The 18324-nt window shown below is 69.6% G+C and carries 16 protein-coding genes; 7 read left to right on the forward strand and 9 right to left on the reverse strand.

What is annotated here, in order from left to right; translation table 11 throughout:
* Positions 1-60: 60 nt before the first annotated feature.
* The 4 genes from P8934_RS06945 to P8934_RS06960 form a co-directional block, all read right to left on the reverse strand.
* Entirely contained in the window at positions 61-1239 is a 1179-nt protein-coding gene (locus tag P8934_RS06945; RefSeq protein ID WP_278033516.1) for a VWA domain-containing protein, read from the reverse strand.
* 3 nt (positions 1240-1242) lie between these two features.
* Complete coding sequence (locus tag P8934_RS06950) at positions 1243-2097, reverse strand: MoxR family ATPase (RefSeq protein ID WP_278033517.1); 855 nt, start codon at positions 2095-2097, stop codon at positions 1243-1245.
* A gap of 266 nt (positions 2098-2363) precedes the next feature.
* A complete protein-coding gene (locus P8934_RS06955) occupies positions 2364-3128 on the reverse strand; it encodes an SDR family oxidoreductase (RefSeq protein WP_278033518.1) in 765 nt (254 codons plus the stop codon).
* Positions 3125-4021, reverse strand: a complete 897-nt coding sequence (locus P8934_RS06960) for an NAD(P)-dependent oxidoreductase (RefSeq protein WP_278033519.1) — start codon at positions 4019-4021, stop codon at positions 3125-3127. The genes P8934_RS06955 and P8934_RS06960 overlap by 4 nt, the downstream gene beginning before the upstream one ends.
* 87 nt (positions 4022-4108) lie before the next feature.
* Between P8934_RS06960 and P8934_RS06965 the strand changes: the two genes are divergently transcribed.
* From P8934_RS06965 to P8934_RS06985, 5 genes are all read left to right on the forward strand, one after another.
* Entirely contained in the window at positions 4109-6637 is a 2529-nt protein-coding gene (locus P8934_RS06965) for an HAD-IC family P-type ATPase (protein ID WP_278033520.1), read from the forward strand.
* Positions 6638-6913: 276 nt separating this feature from the next.
* Positions 6914-7228: a cupin domain-containing protein gene (locus tag P8934_RS06970; RefSeq protein ID WP_278033521.1), complete on the forward strand. Its 315-nt coding sequence runs from the start codon at positions 6914-6916 to the stop codon at positions 7226-7228.
* 144 nt (positions 7229-7372) lie between these two features.
* A complete protein-coding gene (locus tag P8934_RS06975; protein ID WP_278033522.1) occupies positions 7373-8143 on the forward strand; it encodes a metallophosphoesterase in 771 nt (256 codons plus the stop codon).
* Complete coding sequence (locus P8934_RS06980; protein WP_278033523.1) at positions 8140-8442, forward strand: DUF1294 domain-containing protein; 303 nt, start codon at positions 8140-8142, stop codon at positions 8440-8442. The genes P8934_RS06975 and P8934_RS06980 overlap by 4 nt, the downstream gene beginning before the upstream one ends.
* Before the next feature lie 5 nt (positions 8443-8447).
* Complete coding sequence (locus P8934_RS06985; RefSeq protein WP_278033524.1) at positions 8448-10853, forward strand: DNA polymerase II; 2406 nt, start codon at positions 8448-8450, stop codon at positions 10851-10853.
* 14 nt (positions 10854-10867) lie between these two features.
* On the opposite strand, the gene P8934_RS06990 is transcribed toward P8934_RS06985, so the two are convergent.
* The gene (locus tag P8934_RS06990; RefSeq protein WP_278033525.1) at positions 10868-12667 is read right to left on the reverse strand and encodes an ABC transporter transmembrane domain-containing protein; all 1800 of its coding nucleotides are present in this window, start codon (positions 12665-12667) and stop codon (positions 10868-10870) included.
* Positions 12668-12826: 159 nt separating this feature from the next.
* Here P8934_RS06990 and trxC point away from each other — a divergent pair, with 159 nt between their 5' ends.
* Positions 12827-13264 (forward strand): thioredoxin TrxC, encoded by a 438-nt coding sequence (gene trxC, locus P8934_RS06995; protein WP_278033526.1) that lies wholly within the window; start codon positions 12827-12829, stop codon positions 13262-13264.
* Here the strand turns inward: trxC and P8934_RS07000 are convergent.
* From P8934_RS07000 to yejK, 3 genes are all read right to left on the reverse strand, one after another.
* Complete coding sequence (locus P8934_RS07000) at positions 13179-14492, reverse strand: GGDEF domain-containing protein (protein ID WP_278033527.1); 1314 nt, start codon at positions 14490-14492, stop codon at positions 13179-13181. The genes trxC and P8934_RS07000 overlap by 86 nt on opposite strands.
* A 243-nt stretch (positions 14493-14735) precedes the next feature.
* Positions 14736-15320 carry an NAD(P)H-dependent oxidoreductase gene (locus tag P8934_RS07005; RefSeq protein WP_278033528.1) on the reverse strand — a complete coding sequence of 195 codons (585 nt, stop codon included), beginning with the start codon at positions 15318-15320 and terminating at the stop codon, positions 14736-14738.
* 94 nt (positions 15321-15414) lie between these two features.
* Positions 15415-16422 carry a nucleoid-associated protein YejK gene (yejK, locus tag P8934_RS07010; RefSeq protein WP_278033529.1) on the reverse strand — a complete coding sequence of 336 codons (1008 nt, stop codon included), beginning with the start codon at positions 16420-16422 and terminating at the stop codon, positions 15415-15417.
* A 218-nt stretch (positions 16423-16640) separates the two neighbouring features.
* Here yejK and P8934_RS07015 point away from each other — a divergent pair, with 218 nt between their 5' ends.
* The gene (locus tag P8934_RS07015; protein WP_278033530.1) at positions 16641-17549 is read left to right on the forward strand and encodes a carbamate kinase; all 909 of its coding nucleotides are present in this window, start codon (positions 16641-16643) and stop codon (positions 17547-17549) included.
* A gap of 4 nt (positions 17550-17553) precedes the next feature.
* Here the strand turns inward: P8934_RS07015 and P8934_RS07020 are convergent, their stop codons facing one another.
* A complete protein-coding gene (locus P8934_RS07020) occupies positions 17554-18324 on the reverse strand; it encodes an ABC transporter permease (RefSeq protein ID WP_278033531.1) in 771 nt (256 codons plus the stop codon).

Consider the following 18324-nt stretch of genomic DNA (forward strand, 5'->3'; position numbering starts at 1 on the left):
ACTCTAATAGCCTTTAATGGCTATATTTTCAATAAATAGCCTAGGAGGGCTATATAAGGTCTACCGGGCCAGCTCCCGCATGGCGCTCTCGAGTCCTCCGAGGGTCATGGGGTACATGCGGTCGTCGATCATCTCACGGATCAGCCGGGTGGAGTGGGTGAACTCCCAGGCGCACCGCGGCATGGGGTTGAGCCATGCCAGGCGCGGGAACTTGTCGGCGAGGCGCCCGAGCCAAACCGCGCCGGCCTCGTCGTTGAAGTGCTCCACGCTGCCGCCGGGATGGGTGATCTCGTAGGGCGACATGGCGGCATCGCCGACGATCACCACCTGGTAGTCGTCGCCATAGGTATGCAGCACGTCCATCGTCGGGATGCGCTCATGGTGGCGACGAGCGTTGTCGCGCCATAGCCCCTCGTAGAGGCAGTTGTGGAAGTAGTAGGCCTCCAGGTGCTTGAACTCCGAGCGCGCCGCGGAGAAGAGCTCCTCGCAGGTGCGGATGTGGTCGTCCATGGAGCCGCCCACGTCGAGCAGCAGCAACACCTTCACGGCATTGTGGCGCTCCGGTCGCATCTGGACGTTGAGCAGGCCGGCATCCCGGGCCGTCTCGCGGATGGTGGCGTCGACGTCGAACTCCTCCGCGGCCCCCTGGCGAGCGAACTTGCGCAGCCGGCGCAGTGCCATCTTGATGTTGCGGGTGCCCAGCTCCAGGGAATCGTCGTAGTCGCGGAAGCGCCGCTCGTCCCACACCTTCACCGCCCGCCGATGGCGTGAGCCCTCCTGGCCGATGCGGATCCCCTCGGGGTTATAGCCGTAGGCGCCGAAGGGGCTGGTGCCGCCGGTGCCGATCCACTTGTTACCGCCGGCGTGGCGCTCCTTCTGCTCCTCGAGGCGCTGCTTGAAGGTCTCGATCAGCTTCTCGAGCCCGCCCAGGGACTCGATACGGGCCTTCTCCTCCTCGGAGAGCTGCTTCTCGAACTCCCGGCGCAGCCAGTCGTCGGGGATCAGCGCCTCGATGGCGGCGTCCATGTCCTCCAGCCCCTCGAACCAGGCGGCGAAGGCGCGATCGAAGCGGTCGAAGTGGCGCTCATCCTTGACCAGCACGGTGCGGGCGATCCGGTAGAAGGCCTCCATGTCGGCAAATACCACGCCACGCGCCACCACCGCATGGAGGTCGAGCAGCTCGCGCAGCGACACCGGCACCCCGGCACGCTTCAGGGTCTCGAACAGGCCGATGAACATGGATCAGCGCCTCGGGTTGCCCTGGCGGCGCATCATGAAGGCCAGCCGTTCCAGTAACTGCGTATCCTGCTCGTTCTTCACCAGGGCCCCGGCCAGCGGCGGGATCGCCCTGGCAGGATCGCGCTGGTAGAGCGCCTCCCGGGCCAGGTCGTCGGCCATCAGCAGCTTCAGCCAGTCCACCAGCTCCGAGGTCGAGGGCTTCTTCTTCAGGCCCGGCGCCTGGCGCAGGTCGAAGAACACCTCCAGCGCCTCGCCGACCAGCGTCGGGGCGATCTCGGGGAAGTGCACGTCGACGATGGCCTGCATGGTCGCGCGGTCGGGGAACTCGATGTAGTGGAAGAAGCAGCGACGCAGGAAGGCGTCGGGGAGCTCCTTCTCGTTGTTGGAGGTGATGACGATGATCGGGCGGTGCCTGGCGCGAATGGTCTCGCCGGTCTCGTAGATATGGAACTCCATGCGATCCAGCTCCTGGAGCAGGTCGTTGGGGAATTCGATGTCCGCCTTGTCGATCTCGTCGATCAGCAGCACCACCCGCTCGTCCGCGGTGAAGGCCTCCCACAGCTTGCCGGGCCTGATGTAGTTGGCGACGTTCTCCACCCCTTCGACCCCCAGCTGGGAGTCGCGCAGGCGGCTCACCGCATCGTACTCGTAGAGCCCCTGGGCGGCCTTGGTGGAGGACTTGATGTGCCAGGTGTGCAGTCGCGTGCCCAGCGAGGCCGCCAGCTCCTCGGCGAGCAGGGTCTTGCCGGTGCCCGGCTCGCCCTTGATCAGCAGCGGGCGCTCCAGGGTCACGGCGGCGTTGACCGCCTGCTTGAGGGCCTCGGTGGCCACGTAGGTGGAAGTGGAATCAAATGCCATGGGTCATGCCTCGGCTGGGGAAGCACTGCACAAATGTCTGCGCGGGCGAATCGCTTCGTTGCGCGCTGCTGGTGCGCCAGCCCGGTCGACATCCTCACCTAGTACCGCATAGGCTCCGGCGTCTGCGCTGCGCGCGCCTTGCGCTTCATTCGGGGGCGCCTAGTCCGCTCGCCGATTTGTTCAGCGTTTCCCTGAATCGTCGGGAAAGGTTAGTAATCAAACGAGTGTACGGAAGGGGGCAAGAAGCGACAAATCCTGCCGGCACCTCACTCCGCGTAGATCATCCGGCGGGTCATGCCGCCGTCCACCACCAGGTTCTGGCCGGTGATGAAGCCCGCCTCGTCGGAGAGCAGGAAGGCCGCTATGGCGGCGATATCCTCGGGGCGGCCGACGCGCCCGACCGGGTGCTGGTCGCGATCGATGTCGCGATGCTCGGCCGGGGCGCGATTCGCGGCCTTCTGCCAGTCGCCGACCTCGATCCATCCCGGGCTGATGGCGTTGACGCGGATCTCGGGGCCGAGGCTCACCGCCAGGGCATGGGTGAGCGCGACCACGCCGCCCTTGCTGGCGGCATAGGCCTCGGTGTCGGGCTCCGACTGCAGGGCCCGGGTGGAGGCCATCAGCACCATGGCGCCGCGGCTCGCGCGCAGGTGGGGCGCGGCATGCTTGGCGCAGAGCATCGCGCCGGTGAGGTTGGTGTCCAGGTAGGCCTGCCAGGTGGCGAGCGGCAGCGACTCCACCGGGCCCTGGAAGGGGTCGGCCAGGCCGGCATTGTGGATCACCCCGTCGAGCCGGCCGAAGCGTGCCACCGTCGCCTCGAGGCTCTCCGCGACCCGAGCCTCGTCGCGCACGTCCGAGACCATGGCCAGCAGGCGTTCGGCATGACCCAGACGCTCGCGGCACTCGGCCAGCGCCGCATCGTCGATGTCGGTCAGCGCCACGCAGTCACCGCGGGCCAGCAGGTGCTCGGCGATGCCCAGGCCGATCCCCTGGGCGCCGCCGGTGAGGTAGACCACCCTGGGCGCGCTCATGCCTCATCCCCCTCGCCGACGGGGCGATAGGCCTCCACCAGGATCGCCGGGTCGTGCCCGGCGTGGCCGCGGCTGGCATGGGCGCGCATCAGCTGGGCGGCCAGGCCGCTCATGGGGGTGGCGCTGTGGCTGCGCTGGCTCTGGGCCACCGCCATGTCCAGGTCCTTGAGCAGGGTACGCAGGTGCCAGGGCGGGTCGGCGAAGTCGCTCGCCGCCATGCGCGGGGTGAGGATCCGAAAGGGTTTGGAATCGGCGAAGCCACCGGCCAGTGCCTCGGTCAGGCGGCTGGCATCCACGCCGCTCGCCTCGGCCAGGGCCACCATCTCGGCCAGCACCGCCGCCTGGCAGCCGACCACCATCTGGTTGCAGACCTTGGTCACCTGGCCGCTGCCCACCGGGCCCATGTGGGTCACCCGGGCGGAGAGGGGCGTCAGCACCGGCCGGATCCTCTCGATATCCTCGGCGTCGCCGCCGCACATGATGGCCAGGCTGCCCGCCTCGGCGCCGGCAACGCCACCGGAGACCGGCGCATCCACCCAGCGCATGCCGCATTCGCTCTCGAGCCAGTCGGCGAAGTCACGCGTCGCGGCGGGGTCGCTGCTGGAGAGGTCGACCAGCCGCTGGCCGGCACGGCCATGCTGGGCCACGCCCCCGTCGCCGAACACCACGTCCTCGACCACGGCGGTGTTGGCCAGGCAGAGCAGTACCACGTCGACTCCCTCCACCAGTTCGGCGATGGAGCCGGCCACCCGGGCGCCGGCCTCGCCCAGGGGGGCGGCCTTGGCGGGGGTGCGGTTCCATACGGTCACGTCGAATCCCGCGCCCAGCAGTCGGCGCGTCATGGGGTTGCCCATCAGGCCGATGCCGATGAAGCCGAGGCGAGGCTGGGTCATGGAGGGTCTCCTGGCGAAGTGGACTGGAGAGGCAGCATGCGTGATGGACGGGTTTTTCGGCAACTCGGCTTGTCGGGCGCGGCGGGAATGTGCGAGAAGCGAAGGAGGGCGGGACCGGCGCCAGGGCCGGCCCTCGAGGCGATCCGCGGCATGCTCTCGCCCCGGGCGCAGGTGCTGCGCGACGGGAAACGGCGCACGGTTCCCGCCGAGGAGCTGGTACCCGGCGACCTGGTGTTCCTCCAGGCCGGGGACCGGGTGCCCGCCGACCTGCGCCTGCTGCAAAGCCACAACCTGCGCATCGACGAGGCGATGCTCACCGGCGAGTCGGTGGCCGTGGACAAGCAGACCGCGGCCGTGGAGGCGAATGCCGACCTGGGCGACCGACGCTGCATGGCCTTCTCCGGCACCCTGGTGGCCTTCGGCCAGGGACGCGGCGTGGTGGTGGAGACCGGCGCGAACACCGAGATCGGACATATCTCGGCGCTGCTCGGCGAGGTGGAGACCCTGACCACGCCGCTGCTGCGCGATATCGCCACCTTCGGGCGCTGGCTCTCGGGCGCCATCGTGGTGCTGGCCGTCATCACCTTCGCCATCGGCTACGGGGTGCGCGACTACGACCTCGTGGAGACCTTCCTGGCCGCCGTCAGCCTGGCAGTGGCGGCCATCCCCGAGGGCCTGCCGGCGATCATGACCATCACCCTGGCCATCGGCGTGCAGCGCATGGCGGTTCGCAATGCCATCATCCGCCGCCTGCCGGCGGTGGAGACCCTGGGCTCGGTCACCACCATCTGCACCGACAAGACCGGCACCCTGACCCGCAACGAGATGACCGTGAAGACCCTGCTCACCGCCGAGGAGCATTTCGAGGTCAGCGGAGTCGGCTACGAGCCCCGGGGTGGCTTCAGTCGCGCCGGCGAGGCGGTGGAGGTCGCGGACCACCCGGTGCTGGCCGAAGCGCTCGAGGGCATCCTGCTGTGCAACGATGCCGAGCTCCAGCAACGGGACAGTGGCTGGCAGCTGGAGGGCGATCCCACGGAAGGCGCGCTGGTGGTCGCCGGGCTCAAGGCGGGGCTGGATGTCCGGGAGGTCGCCAGGCGCTATCCCCGTGCCGACGTGATCCCCTTCGAGTCCCTCTACAAGTTCATGGTCACCCTCCACCAACATCACCAGGGCGATCATGGCCTGCTCTTCCTCAAGGGGGCGCCCGAGCGCGTGCTGGCCGTCTGCGACCATGAACGCACCCGGGAGGGCGACCGCCCGCTCGACCGGCCCTCCTGGGAGCGACGCATGGAGGCGGTCGCCGCTCGCGGGCAGCGGCTGCTGGCGGTGGCAGTCAAGCGGGTGGACGCGGATCAGCGCACCCTGACCTTTCCCGACATCGAGCGGGGGGGCCTGACCCTGGTGGCGGTCTGCGGCCTCATCGACCCGCCCCGTGAGGAGGCGATCGCCGCGGTGAAGCAGTGCCAGCAGGCCGGCATCGTGGTGAAGATGATCACCGGCGACCATGCGGTCACCGCCCTGGCCATCGCCGACGAGCTCGGCATCGCCACCGCGGGCGGGGTGATCCCGGGGCATGCCCTGGAGCAGGCCTCCGATGCGGACCTCGAACGCCTGGTGCGCGAAGTGGACGTCTTCGCCCGTGCCACGCCGGAGCACAAGCTGCGCCTGGTGCGCGCGCTCCAGGCGGGTGGCCAGGTGGTGGCCATGACCGGCGACGGCGTCAACGATGCCCCGGCCCTCAAGCGCGCCGACGTGGGGGTCGCCATGGGCATCAAGGGCTCCGAGGCCGCCCGGGAAGCGGCCGCCATGGTGCTAGCCGATGACAATTTCGCCTCCATCGCCCACGCCGTGGAGGAGGGGAGGACGGTCTACGACAACCTGCGTAAGGCCATTCTCTATATCCTGCCCACCAGCGGCGGCGAGGCGCTGACGATCCTGGCCGCCGTGCTGCTGGGCATGACCCTGCCGCTGCTGCCGGCCCAGGTACTGTGGGTGAACATGGTCACCACCGTGACCCTGAGCCTGGCCCTGGCCTTCGAACCCGCCGAGCCCGGCGTCATGCGCCGTCGCCCGCGGGATCCCGGTACGCCGATCCTCTCCGGCTTCCTGATCTGGCGGGTGCTCTTCGTCTCGCTGCTGCTGCTGGCGGGGACCTTCGGCCACTTCCTGTGGATGCAACAGCAGGGCGTGGAGATCGAGCTCGCCCGAACCGTGGCCATCAACGCCCTGGTGATGGGGGAGGTCGCCTACCTCATCAACAGCCGCTACATCCTCGAGCCTGCCTGCAACCGCGCCGGCCTGCTGGGCAACCGTGTGGTGCTACTCGCCGTGGGCGTGCTGGTCATCCTGCAGCGCTCTTCACCTATGCGCCACCGCTGCAGTTCCTGTTCGGCACCGCACCCCTGGGTGCAATTGAGTGGGCCGGCATCCTGGCCTTCGGCGTGGTGCTCTTCATCCTGGTGGAGCTGGAAAAGGCCCTCTTCAGGTGGCGTGAGCGGGCCGGTTCACGGGCCTGAGCCGGTGCGACACTGCCTCGCCATGGCGCATCCCGCGTCGTCAAGGCGCTCGCATGGTGCAGTGCCGCATGCTATCCCCCGGTCCGGGCCAGGTCCCTGAAACGCATGGTTTCTATAACATGCTGTATTGATTGGAAAGATCATATTCCTGGCGCGATCCTCGCAAGGGTATGGCCATCATCGCCGAACTGCATGGCGAATCACCGAGTGAGCTGGCGTGCTCCAACTGGTCCCCTTCGGGGGGCCTTTTTTATGCCTGGCCGGATGGGGCGAGTCCCGCCCTCGTCGGCCGGGCTGCTAAGGTCAAGACTGTGGTGAAAGGAACACTCCGGTCATGCCTCGGCGCATGACCCTCCAGATGCAGGAGCAGCAGTCGATGGCAAACCTGTTCGCGGCGATACCCGAAGGCCTTCCCGAGGAGCGGTTCGATGAGGTCGTGAGCGGCCGCGGGGTGACGGTGGAGCGTATCGTGTCGCGCGGCCACACCTCGCCCGACACCGGCTGGTACGACCAGCCGCGGCACGAGTGGGTGCTGGTGCTCAAGGGGAAGGGGGTGGTGGCCTTCGAGAATGGCGAGTCGGTGACGCTCGGCCCGGGCGACCACCTGACGATTCCCGCCCACCGCCGGCATCGTGTCGCCTGGACCGCCCCGGACGAGGAGACCATCTGGCTGGCGGTGCACTACGACTGAGGCCGGCCCCGGCGGGGCTGGCGACCCTTGGCAGCATAGCCGGCAGGGCGCAAGGAGAGGCCGCCAGGTGCGGAGCGGACGCTAGTGTTCGTCCGGTCCGTGCCTCACACTGGCGCGGATGGCTCGCTGCACAGGGAACCGACGATGCGCCTGAGGCTTCTCTCCGACCTCCACCTGGAACACTTCGACAGCCCACCGGAACTGCCGGAGGCCAGCGCCGATGCGGTGATCCTTGCCGGCGACATCCACGCCGGCAGCCAGGGGCTCGGCTGGGCAGCGGAGCGTTTCGCCGGCACCCCGATCCTCTATGTCCCCGGCAACCACGAGTTCTACGGCACCGGCATGCCCGCGCTGCGCCGGGAGCTGGCCGCCGAGGCCGCACGGCTCGGCATCCACCTGCTGGATAACCGCTCGCTGACCCTGGACGGCGTGCGCTTTCATGGCACCACGCTGTGGACCGACTTCGGCCTCTATGACGGCCAGCCCGATCACGACCCGGCACTCACCGAGGCCAGGGCGCTGGCCCTGATGCCGGATTTCCATGTCATCGAGCAGCCGGAGGGGGCGGTGTTCACCCCGGCGGAGAGCCGCCGCCTGCATGCCGAGGCCCTGGCCTGGCTGGATGCCGAGCTGGCCCGGCCGTTCAGCGGCCCGAGGGTGGTGATCAGCCACCATGCGCCCCTGGACGAGTGCATCCCGGAGCGCTACCGCGGCGATGCGCTGTCGCCGGCCTTCGCCTCCCACCTGCCGCAGCTGATGGGCCGCATGGACCTCTGGCTCCATGGCCATGTCCACGAGCCGGTGGGCCTCGCGTCCGGCGGCACCCGGGTCATCGCCAACCCCGGTGGCTACCCCGACGAGTTTGATCCGCCGTTGTTTACGCCCGACCTGATCATCGAGGTGAACGCCCCATGACGCTGCTCATCGTTGCCTACCTGCTGGCGAGCCTGGCGGCGGTGATCCTCTACGGCGTCGACAAGGCCGCGGCCCGGCGGGGCGATCGGCGCATCCGCGAGTCGACCCTGCAGCTTGTCGCCCTCGTCGGCGGCTGGCCGGGCGCCCTGCTGGCCCGGCGCTGGTTTCGCCACAAGACCCGCAAGCAGCCCTTCGGCATCATCCTGTGGGGCTGTGCGGCCCTGAACCTCGGCCTGGTGGCGTGGCTTGCCACGGCGGATGCCGCTGCTGGCCTGCGCCAGCTGGCAAGCCTCGAGTAGCGCCCTTGTCGAGCGATCGCCTGACAGAACGGGGCGGCACGGCGCGCCACGGTTTCATCCTCACCCGGCATTGGGAGGAGACGCCCCGCGGTACCGAGGTCAGGGTCTGGCTGGCCACCGACGAGGGCCCGCTCAGGGTGCGCCTGCCGCCGCAACCTTCGGTGGCCTTCCTGCCGGCCGAGCAGCGAGCGTCGGCCGAGGCGCTGCTGGCCGGCGAGCCGGGCGTAATGCTGCGCGAACTTGCGCTGCGCGACTTCCATCACCGCCCGGTGCTCGGCCTCTACTGCCGGCAGCATCGCCAGCTGGGTGCCCTCGAGCGCCGCCTCACCGAGGCCGGGCTGGCGCTGTACGAGGCCGATATCCGGCCCCCGGAGCGTTACCTGATGGAGCGCTTCATCACCGCGCCCGTGACGGTGACCGGCACGCCGGACGGGGAGGGCGGCCTGGCGGAGGCCCGCCTGCGGTCGGCACCGGACTACCGCCCACGGCTGCGTACGGTATCGCTGGATATCGAGACCAGCGCCCGGGGCGAGCTCTACTCGATTGCCCTGGAGGGCTGCGGGGCGCGCCAGGTCTACATGCTGGGGCCGCCGAGGGGAGCGGCGGAGGGGCTCGACTTCGCGCTGGAGTACTGCGACAGCCGGGCCGGGCTGCTCCAGCGGCTCAACGCCTGGTTCGCCGAGTTCGATCCCGACGCCATCATCGGCTGGAACCTGGTGCAGTTCGACCTGCGCATCCTGCACGAGCATGCCCGCGAGCACGGCGTGCCGCTGCGGCTGGGGCGCGGTGGCGCCGAGATGGAATGGCGCCCCCATGGCCACCAGTCCAGCCACTTCTTCGCCTCGGCTGCCGGGCGGCTGATCATCGACGGCATCGAGGCGCTGCGCTCGGCGACCTGGCACTTCCCCTCCTTCAGCCTGGAGAACGTCGCCCGTACGCTGCTCGGCGAGGGCAAGGCGATCGACAACCCCTACCAGCGCCTCGACGGCATCCTGCGCATGTTCGCCGAGGACAAGCCGGCGCTGGCCCGCTACAACCTCCAGGACTGCGAGCTGGTGACACGGATCTTCGCCAGAACCGAGCTGCTGGAGTTCCTGCTGGAACGCGCCACGGTGACCGGCCTGCCCGCCGATCGCAGCGGTGGTTCGGTGGCGGCCTTCACCCACCTCTACCTGCCCCGGCTGCATCGGCTGGGCCTGGTGGCGCCCAACCTCGGCGAGGGGGAGAGGGCCGAGAGCCCCGGCGGCTTCGTCATGGACTCGCGTCCGGGGCTCTATGACTCGGTGCTGGTACTTGACTTCAAGAGCCTCTACCCCTCGATCATCCGCAGCTTCCTGATCGACCCGGCGGGGCTGGTAGAAGGGCTCGCCGACCCCTCTGAGGCCGCCTCGGTGCCGGGCTTTCGCGGCGCGCGCTTCTCGCGCACTCGCCATGCGCTGCCGGCCATCGTCGAGCGGGTGTGGGAGGGGCGCGAGGCCGCCAAGCGTGCCGGTAATGCGCCGCTTTCCCAGGCATTGAAGATCATCATGAACAGCTTCTACGGCGTGCTCGGCTCCAGGGGCTGCCGCTTCTTCGACGCGCGGCTCGCTTCGTCGATCACCATGCGTGGCCACGCCATCATGCGGCGCACCCGTGAGCTGATCGAAGCCGAGGGGGTTACCGTGATCTACGGCGACACCGACTCTACCTTCGTCTGGCTGGGTCGTCCCTGTGATGAAGCGGAGGCCGAGGCGATCGGCCGGCGGCTGGTGGCCCGGGTCAACGCCTGGTGGCGAGCGCAGCTGGCCGAGGAGTACGGCCTCGAGAGTGCCCTGGAGCTGCAGTTCGAGACCCACTACCGGCGCTTCTTGATGCCCACCATCCGTGGCGCCGAGGCGGGCAGCAAGAAGCGCTACGCGGGCCTTGTGCAGGATGCCGACGGCGAGCAGCACCTGGTCTTCAAGGGGCTGGAGACGGTGCGCAGCGACTGGACGGAGCTTGCCAAGGAGTTCCAGCAGGCGCTCTACCGGCGGGTCTTCATCGGCGAGCCCTGGCGGGACTACGTGCGCGATTATGTGCAGGCCTTCCTGCGGCGTGCCCGGGAGGGGGAGTTCGACGAGCAGCTGGTCTATCGCAAGCGGCTGCGGCGGCGCCTCGACGACTACCGCCGCAACGTGCCGCCCCACGTGCGGGCGGCCAGGCTGGCCGACGCGGAAAACGACCGGCTGGGCCGGCCGCGCCAGTACCAGAACGGCGGCTGGATCCGCTACGTGATGACGGTAGCCGGCCCCGAACCCCTGGAGGCCCACTCGTCGCCCATCGACACCGACCACTACCTGACCCGGCAGCTGCAGCCGGTGGCCGACGCCATCCTGCCCTTCGTCGGCGACGACTTCGAGAGCCTGATCGATCGCCAGCTGGGCCTGTTCTGAGCCGGCAGGTCGGCTCAGGAGGGCGCAGGCGCGTCGGTCATGGCAGCCGCGGGGTGGCGCCCGAACTGCAGCTCGGCCAGGTGGCGGTAGAGCGGGCTTGCTTCGAGCAGCTCATCATGGCGGCCGCTGGCCACCAGCCGGCCGTTGTCCAGCACCAGCAGGCGGTCGGCTGCGACCACGGTGGCCAGGCGATGGGCGATCACCAGGCTGGTGCGGCCCACCATCAGCCGGTCCAGAGCCTGCTGCACCAGCCGCTCGCTCTCCGCGTCCAGGGCGCTGGTGGCCTCGTCGAGCAGCAGCACCCGGGGCGCCTTGAGCAGCGCCCGGGCAATGGCCAGGCGCTGGCGTTGCCCGCCGGAGAGCTGCACGCCGCCGGGGCCGAGCGAGGTGTCGAACCCCCGGGGCAGCGCCTCGATGAAGCCCAGGGCATTGGCATCGCCGGCGGCCCGGCGCAGCTCATCGAGGCTGGCCGTGGGTCGGCCGAAGCGCAGGTTCTCGGCCACGCTGCCGCTGAAGAGCACCGGCTCCTGGGCCACCAGGCCCAGGGCGTGACGCAGCTCGCGCGGGTCCAGGTCACGCAGGTCGAGACCGTCCAGGCGCAGCGTGCCCTGGTCCGGATCGTGGAAGCGCAGCAGCAGCGAGAGCAGGGTGCTCTTGCCGGCCCCGGAGGGGCCGACCAGCGCCACCCGCTCCCCTGGCCGGAGGGTGAGGTCCAGTGCATCCAGCGCCGGGGTCTCCCGGCCCGGGTAGGTGAAGCCCACCGCCTCCAGGCGGATCTCCCCGGAGAGCGGTTCGGGCAGCGGCAGCGGATGGGGGGGCGGCGTAATGCCCGGGCGGGTATCCAGCAGTTCCAGCAGGCGCTCCGCGGCGCCCGCCGCGCGCTGCACGTCGCCGGCCACCTCGGCCAGGGTCGCCACGGCCCCCGCCGCCAGCACCGCGTAGAAGACGAAGGCCGAGAGCTCCCCTGCGCTCAGGCTGCCGGCCAGGACTGCCTGGCCGCCCTGCCACAGCATCACGCCGACCGCGGCGAAGACCGCCAGCATGGCAATGCCCGTCAGCCAGGCGCGCTGGCGGGTACGGGCCACGGCGGTGGCGAAGGCCTCCTCGACCCGAGCCCCATAGGCCCGGCGATCCTGCGTCTCGTGGGTGAAGGCCTGGACGGTGCGGATCCCTGCCAGGGCCTCCCCGGCATAGCGGCCGAGCTCCGCCACCCGGTCCTGGCTGAAGCGCGAGAGGCGTCGCACCCGGCGCCCGAACCAGAGGATCGGCAGCACCGTGGCGGGGATGCCCAGCAGCACGATGGCCGAGAGCCATGGCTGGGTCACCAGCATCAGCGCCACCGACCCGACCAGCATCAGCAGGTTGCGAAGGGCCAGCGAGATCGACGAGCCGAACAGGCTCTGCAGCACGCTGGTGTCCGCCGTCAGTCGCGAGGCGATCTCCCCGGCGCCGCCGCTCTCCCCGGCACTGCCCTCGAAGACGCCGGGCTCGAGGTCGAGCAGGTGGTCGAAGACCCGGCGCCGCAGGTCGGCCGCCAGCCGCTCGCCGATCCAGGTGACCAGGTAGTAGCGAAGCGCCGAGGCCATCGCCAGCACCGCCACCACCGCGAGCATCAGGCCAAGGGCCTGGTCGAGTCGTGCGCGGTCCTCGGCCAGAAACCCCTGGTCGATGACCAGGCGCAGCCCCTGGCCGAGCAGAAGCACGCTGGCCGCGGCGGCGAGCAGCGCCAGGGCGGCCAGCACCAGGCGCCAGCGGTAGGGGCGCAGCAGGGTCAGCAGGCGCAGCAGCACGCGGGGGTCGGGTCGTGTTGCCATGGAGGTCTCGGCGGCTTGGACGGGAGGTGTTGCCGCCGACGATAGCAGCCCGCGCAGGTCACTGCATGGCGGGGCGCGGCAGCCTGCGACGCGATGCCGCTTGAAGCGCCCGCCGGTCGCCAGCATAGTGCGGGAAACCCTTTCCGGATGGAGAGCGAGATGGCCGATTCCCTGACCCTGGGCTGCCCCCTCTGCGGGGCCATCAATCGCGTCGCCAGGGCGCGCCTCGGCCACGGGCCGAAGTGCGGCAAGTGCAAGCAGGCGCTTTTCACCGGCGAGCCAGTGGCGCTCAACGCGGCCAACTTCCCTGCCCTGGTGGAGCGCAGCGAACTGCCGGTGGTGGTGGACTTCTGGGCCAGCTGGTGCGGGCCCTGCAAGATGATGGCACCGATCTTCGCCGAGGCCGCCCGGGAGCTCGAGCCCCGCCTGCGCTTCGCCAAGCTCGATACCGAGGCCGAGCAGGCGCTGGCGGCGCGTTTCGGCATCCGCAGCATTCCCACCCTGATCGTCTTCAGGAACGGCCGGGAAGTCGCCCGCCAGCCGGGAGTGCTGCAGGGGCCGCAGCTGCGGCAGTGGCTCGAACCGCACCTGGCGTGACACCCGCGGGCACGCTCTCCAGCAGGGTCAGCTCGGGGCCCTGGGGCGTCACCACCACGCAGTTGCGCCCGCTCTCCTTGCCGGCATACAGGGCCCGGTCGGCGCGCAAGAGGCCCGGGTCGAGGCTGGTCTCGCCATCGTCGACCCGGCTGATGCCGACCGTGACCGTCAGCTCCAGCGCCACGCCCTTGACCTCCAGGGGCCGGCGACACACCGCCTCACGCAGGCGTTCGGCGATCTCCCTGGCGGTGATCAGGTTGGCCAGGGGCAGGGCGATCACGAACTCCTCGCCGCCATAGCGGCCGATGATGTCGCTCTCGCGCAGCACGGACTGGCAGCGGGCGGCGACCACCGTCAGCGCCAGGTCGCCGATGGCATGGCCATGCACGTCGTTGATGGCCTTGAAGTAGTCGACATCCACCATGCACAGCGACAGGGGCGTGCCGTCACGATGTGCCCGGCGGCGCTCCTGCTCTGCCAGCTCGAAGAAGCGCCGGCGGTTGGTGATCCCCGTCAGCTCATCGGTCCTGGCCATATGGCGCAGGCGCTGCTCCAGCTGGTTTCGCTCCCCGATCTCCTCCTTCAGCCGGCGGTTGACCGAGCGTTCCTCCAGCAGGCTGGCGAACTGGGCGCGCTGCAGCCGGTGGATGCGGGAGACGGTCAGCCAGCACAGCAGGTTGACGAAGCCCAGCAGCAGCAGGCTGTTCACCAGCACCCCGCCGGGCAGCGCTGACCACACCACCACCGAGATGAGGAAGCCGCCGATCAGGTAGGCATTACTGGCCAGCATCCAGGGCAGCCGGTTCGGAATGAAGAGATAGAGGGCCATGCTGGCGGCCACGATGGAGGCGAGGTTGGTCATGATGCCATCCGGCCGCAGGGGGATGGTGAGCAGCAGGCCGCTGACGGCCAGCAGGCAGACCAGGTTGATCGACAGTGGCGCCTGGGCCAGGGAGGGGCGCCGCCATACCGCCAGGGCCAGCAACAGGAAGCTCGTGGCGACGGTGGCGCGCATGGCCAGCAGCACCATGAAGGCGTCGCTGGTGCCCAGCAGGCTGAAGTCCGTCAGGCTGAAGGCGAGGAATAGCCCGGCGGCCACCACCAGCGCATGACGCAGCTGGCAGGCGTCATGGGCCTGCATGGTGCGGCGGAACAGGGCCTCCCGGGCGGCGTCCCGGAACTCGCCCCGCCAATCCAGTTCGTTGCCATCCCCTGCGTTGGTGGCCATTACTACTTCCTTGAGGGACGGCGCCCGTCTTGATGACTACGGCCGTCCGCTTCCCTTGAGTGGGTGTTCTTATGGAAGTCCTGCCGTCGGTGCCTGCTCACATGGCAGCGGTACCGGGGAAGCATGGCGACAAATTGCGCTTCCCGCCAGCCACCTCGTGCAAGTGTCACAGTAGGCTCACGGCTCTTGTAAGCGATCGCTTACAGAGCAAGTGTGAGTCACGTACTAGAGGGGGCTCAGCGGTTATTCTGCCTCGGCACCCAGCTTCTCCAGGCGGGTGAACCACTTGCGACAGTCATCCGCGTCGAGGCCCTCCACCGAACCGATCAGCGTCTCGCGCACCGGCTTGAAGCCCACGAACCCCAGGATATTGCGTTCCAGCGACCTGACGCTGTGAGCGCGATAGAGGTGGCGGTAGATCACGGCGGGCATGCCCATGGTCACCACGACACGCGCCGAGCGTCCGGTCAGTCCCTTGTGGCCCAGGGGGTTGCCTTTTTCGTACTCGAAGGCGAAGTGCGGTCGCATCACCTGCTCGAGGAACCCCTTCACCAGCGCCGGCATGTCGCCGAGCCACAGCGGGAAGAACAGCACCAGGTGCTCGCACCAGCGGATGGCGTCCGCCGCCTCGTCGAGCGAGGCGGGCATGCGCTCCTCCGTCCAGGCCTGCTGGCTGCGCAGCAGTGGGAAGTCCAGGTCGGCGACCCTCACCGTGCGCACCTCGTGCCCCGCCGTCTCGGCGCCCAGACGGTAGTGCTCGGCCAGGACATGCAGCAGGTGGGGGGCGGTGGCATCGGGGTGGCCCTGAAGGATCAGGATGCGGCGCATGGCGACTCTCCCTCAGCAATATGGGTCAGGGCTTCAGCATAGCGGGATGTGTGCCCTGCGTGACACGGCTCGGAGGTCGTGTGCCGGCCCGTGCTCAGCCCTGGCGCTTGAGCTGCTCGCGCAGCTGTTTGGGCACCTGCTTGATGATCAGCCGGTCCTGGTCCTCGTCGTACTCCACGCCGGAGCCGAGCAGGTGGAAGTCGAAGCTGATCGATACGCCGCCGGCGCGGCCGGTGAAGCGGCGAAACTGGCTGAGGGTGCGCCGGTCCGGGGGGATCTCCGGGGAGAGGCCGTAGTCGGCGTTGCGGATATGGTCGTAGAAGGCCTTCGGCTGCTGCTCGTCGAGGACCTCCGAGAGCGCCTCCAGGGTCATCGGCTCGCCGCGGCGGGCCTGGTCGCTGGCGTAGTCGATCAGCGCGTCGGTCTTCTCGCGGCTGGCCTCCTCGGGCAGGTCCTCCTGCTCCACAAAGTCGCTGAAGGCCTTGAGCAGGGTGCGGGTCTCGCCGCTGGCGTCCACGCCCTCCTCGGCGCCGAGCAGGGCGGCGAACCCCTCGGCGAGCTTCTTGCCGCCGCGGTCGCGGGTCCAGGCGAGGTACTGCCTCGAGTCGCCGGCCTGCCACTGGTTCAGGTTGAGGCGTGCCGCCAGGGTCATCTGTGCCAGGTTCAGCTGGCGCACCGGCACCACGGCGAGGCGGTCGTCGATGCCGAAGCCCTCGCGGTGGTGCAGCAGCGCGAGGCTCAGGTAGCGGGTGTCGCCGACCTGGTGGTGGAGCACCAGCAGGTCGCCGGAGAGCGAGAGGTGGGCGCCGACCAGCTCGGCGATGCGGCCCGCCAGGTCCCGGGAGAAGGCAACGAAGTCACGGCCCCCGTCGAGATAGTCGGAAAGCTCGCTGGCGAAGGGCGAGCTCACCTCGCCCTCGGGCGTCGTCTCGGCGAAGTGGCCCCAGGCCTTGGGCTTGGCATTGAAGGCATCGTTGAAGCCGGCCAGCAGGTCGTCCAGGGCCGGGGAGGGGGGCAGCTCCGCCGTGGCGGGCACCAGGCTCATCGGCGCCTCGCCGACGGCCTTGTCGATGCGATGGATGATGCTGTGCAGGATCGGCATGGGAACTCCGCGGTGAGGTGGCGAGGAGGGCGATGATACCCGCCCCGGGCGCGCCTCGATAGCCGGCCCCGGGGCGCGGGGCAGGTCGAGGTACGTGGCAGCGCAGCACCCGACTATGCTGATGAAAGGGGACGCACGCCTGCGCCTTGTCCGGGCCTCGTCCTGCCGCGTGACCCGACATCGAGGCCCCGAACCCACCCACGCCGGAGGCGGCTTGCATGCGAATCGTGGTAGCCCTGGGCGGCAATGCCCTGTTGCGACGTGGCGAGCCCATGACCATCGACAACCAGCGCCATAACGTGCGGCGTGCGGCGGCCGCCCTGGCCGAGCTCGCCGGTCACCACCAGCTGGTGGTGACCCATGGCAACGGCCCCCAGGTGGGCCTGCTGGCGCTCCAGGCGCAGGCCTACGCCGAGGTCGCCCCCTATCCGCTGGACGTGCTGGACGCCGCGACCGAGGGCATCATCGGCTACCTGATCGAGGCCGAGCTGCTCAACGAGATGCCGCCCGGTGCCAGCTGCGCCAGCCTGCTGACCCGGGTCGAGGTGGATGCCGACGACCCCGCCTTCCTGACCCCGTCGAAGGCCATCGGCCCCGGCTATGACCGCGACACCATGCAGCGGCTCAAGGCCGAGAAGCGCTGGGCCTTCGTCGAGGAGGCCACCGGGCACTGGCGACGGGTGGTTGCCTCGCCGCTGCCGCGGCGCATCCTGCCCATCGACATCATCCGCCGCCTGATGGAGGCCGGGGTGGTGGTGATCTGCGCCGGGGGTGGCGGCATTCCCACGGTGCGCGGCGTCGGCGGGCGGCTGGAGGGCGTGGAGGCGGTGATCGACAAGGACCATGCCGCCGGGTTGCTGGCGGCGCGGCTGGATGCCGATGCCCTGCTGCTGCTGACGGACGTGGCGGCGGTCTACGACGGCTGGGGCGGCCCGGCGCCCCGGCCGCTGGGCCCGGTCACCCCGGGCGAGCTGGCCAGCCGGACCTTCGACCCCGCGTCCATGGGGCCCAAGGTGGCGGCCGCCTGCGAGTTCGTCCTCTCCCGGGGCGGCGTCGCCGGCATCGGGGCGCTGGAGGACGCCTGCCGCGTCCTGGCGGGCCAGGCCGGCACCCTGATCCGCGCGTGAGGGCTCAGGGCTTGAGGCGGTAGCCGCTGCGGAAGATCCAGCCCACCACGGCGAGTGCGGCGGCCAGGAACAGCAGGATCATGCCCAGGCTGACGAGCGGGCTGACGTCGCTGATGCCGTAGAAGCTCCAGCGGAAGCCGCTGATCAGGTAGACCACCGGGTTGGCCAGGGTCACCGTCTGCCAGAAGGGCGGCAGCATGTCGATGGAGTAGAAGGTGCCGCCCAGGAAGGTCAGCGGGGTGATCACCAGCAGCGGCACCAGCTGCAGCTTCTCGAAGCCGTCGGCCCAGATGCCGATGATGAACCCGAGCAGGCTGAAGGTCACCGCGGTGAGAACTAGGAACACCACCATCATCAGCGGGTGGTCGATTGAGTAGGGCACGAAGAGCCGCGCCGTGACCAGCACGATGGCGCCAAGGATCAGCGACTTGGTCGCCGCCGCGCCCACGTAGCCCAGCACCACCTCGACGTAGGACATCGGCGCCGAGAGGATCTCGTAGATCGAGCCCGAGAAGCGCGGGAAGAAGATGCCGAAGGAGGCGTTGGAGACGCTCTGGGTGAGCAGCATCAGCATGATGAGGCCCGGCACGATGAAGGCGCCGTAGCTGATGCCATCCACCTCGCTGATCCGGGTGCCGATGGCCGCGCCGAACACCACGAAGTAGAGCGAGGTGGAGATCACCGGCGAGACGATGCTCTGCAGCACGGTGCGCAGGCTGCGCGCCATCTCGGCCAGGTAGAGGGTCTTGACGGATTGCAGGTTGAAACGCTTCAT

This window comes from Halomonas sp. CKK8 (assembly GCF_029625235.1).
Taxonomy (GTDB): Bacteria; Pseudomonadota; Gammaproteobacteria; order Pseudomonadales; family Halomonadaceae; genus Halomonas; species Halomonas ventosae.

Coding starts and splice junctions, on each gene's coding strand:
- P8934_RS06945 (WP_278033516.1), bottom strand. CDS start 1,239: ATGTTCATCGGCCTGTTCGAGACCCTGAAGCGTGCCGGGGTGCCGGTG.
- P8934_RS06950 (WP_278033517.1), bottom strand. CDS start 2,097: ATGGCATTTGATTCCACTTCCACCTACGTGGCCACCGAGGCCCTCAAG.
- P8934_RS06955 (WP_278033518.1), bottom strand. CDS start 3,128: ATGAGCGCGCCCAGGGTGGTCTACCTCACCGGCGGCGCCCAGGGGATC.
- P8934_RS06960 (WP_278033519.1), bottom strand. CDS start 4,021: ATGACCCAGCCTCGCCTCGGCTTCATCGGCATCGGCCTGATGGGCAAC.
- P8934_RS06965 (WP_278033520.1), top strand. CDS start 4,109: ATGTGCGAGAAGCGAAGGAGGGCGGGACCGGCGCCAGGGCCGGCCCTC.
- P8934_RS06970 (WP_278033521.1), top strand. CDS start 6,914: ATGGCAAACCTGTTCGCGGCGATACCCGAAGGCCTTCCCGAGGAGCGG.
- P8934_RS06975 (WP_278033522.1), top strand. CDS start 7,373: ATGCGCCTGAGGCTTCTCTCCGACCTCCACCTGGAACACTTCGACAGC.
- P8934_RS06980 (WP_278033523.1), top strand. CDS start 8,140: ATGACGCTGCTCATCGTTGCCTACCTGCTGGCGAGCCTGGCGGCGGTG.
- P8934_RS06990 (WP_278033525.1), bottom strand. CDS start 12,667: ATGGCAACACGACCCGACCCCCGCGTGCTGCTGCGCCTGCTGACCCTG.
- trxC (WP_278033526.1), top strand. CDS start 12,827: ATGGCCGATTCCCTGACCCTGGGCTGCCCCCTCTGCGGGGCCATCAAT.
- P8934_RS07000 (WP_278033527.1), bottom strand. CDS start 14,492: ATGGCCACCAACGCAGGGGATGGCAACGAACTGGATTGGCGGGGCGAG.
- P8934_RS07005 (WP_278033528.1), bottom strand. CDS start 15,320: ATGCGCCGCATCCTGATCCTTCAGGGCCACCCCGATGCCACCGCCCCC.
- yejK (WP_278033529.1), bottom strand. CDS start 16,422: ATGCCGATCCTGCACAGCATCATCCATCGCATCGACAAGGCCGTCGGC.
- P8934_RS07015 (WP_278033530.1), top strand. CDS start 16,641: ATGCGAATCGTGGTAGCCCTGGGCGGCAATGCCCTGTTGCGACGTGGC.
- P8934_RS07020 (WP_278033531.1), bottom strand. CDS start 18,324: ATGAAGCGTTTCAACCTGCAATCCGTCAAGACCCTCTACCTGGCCGAG.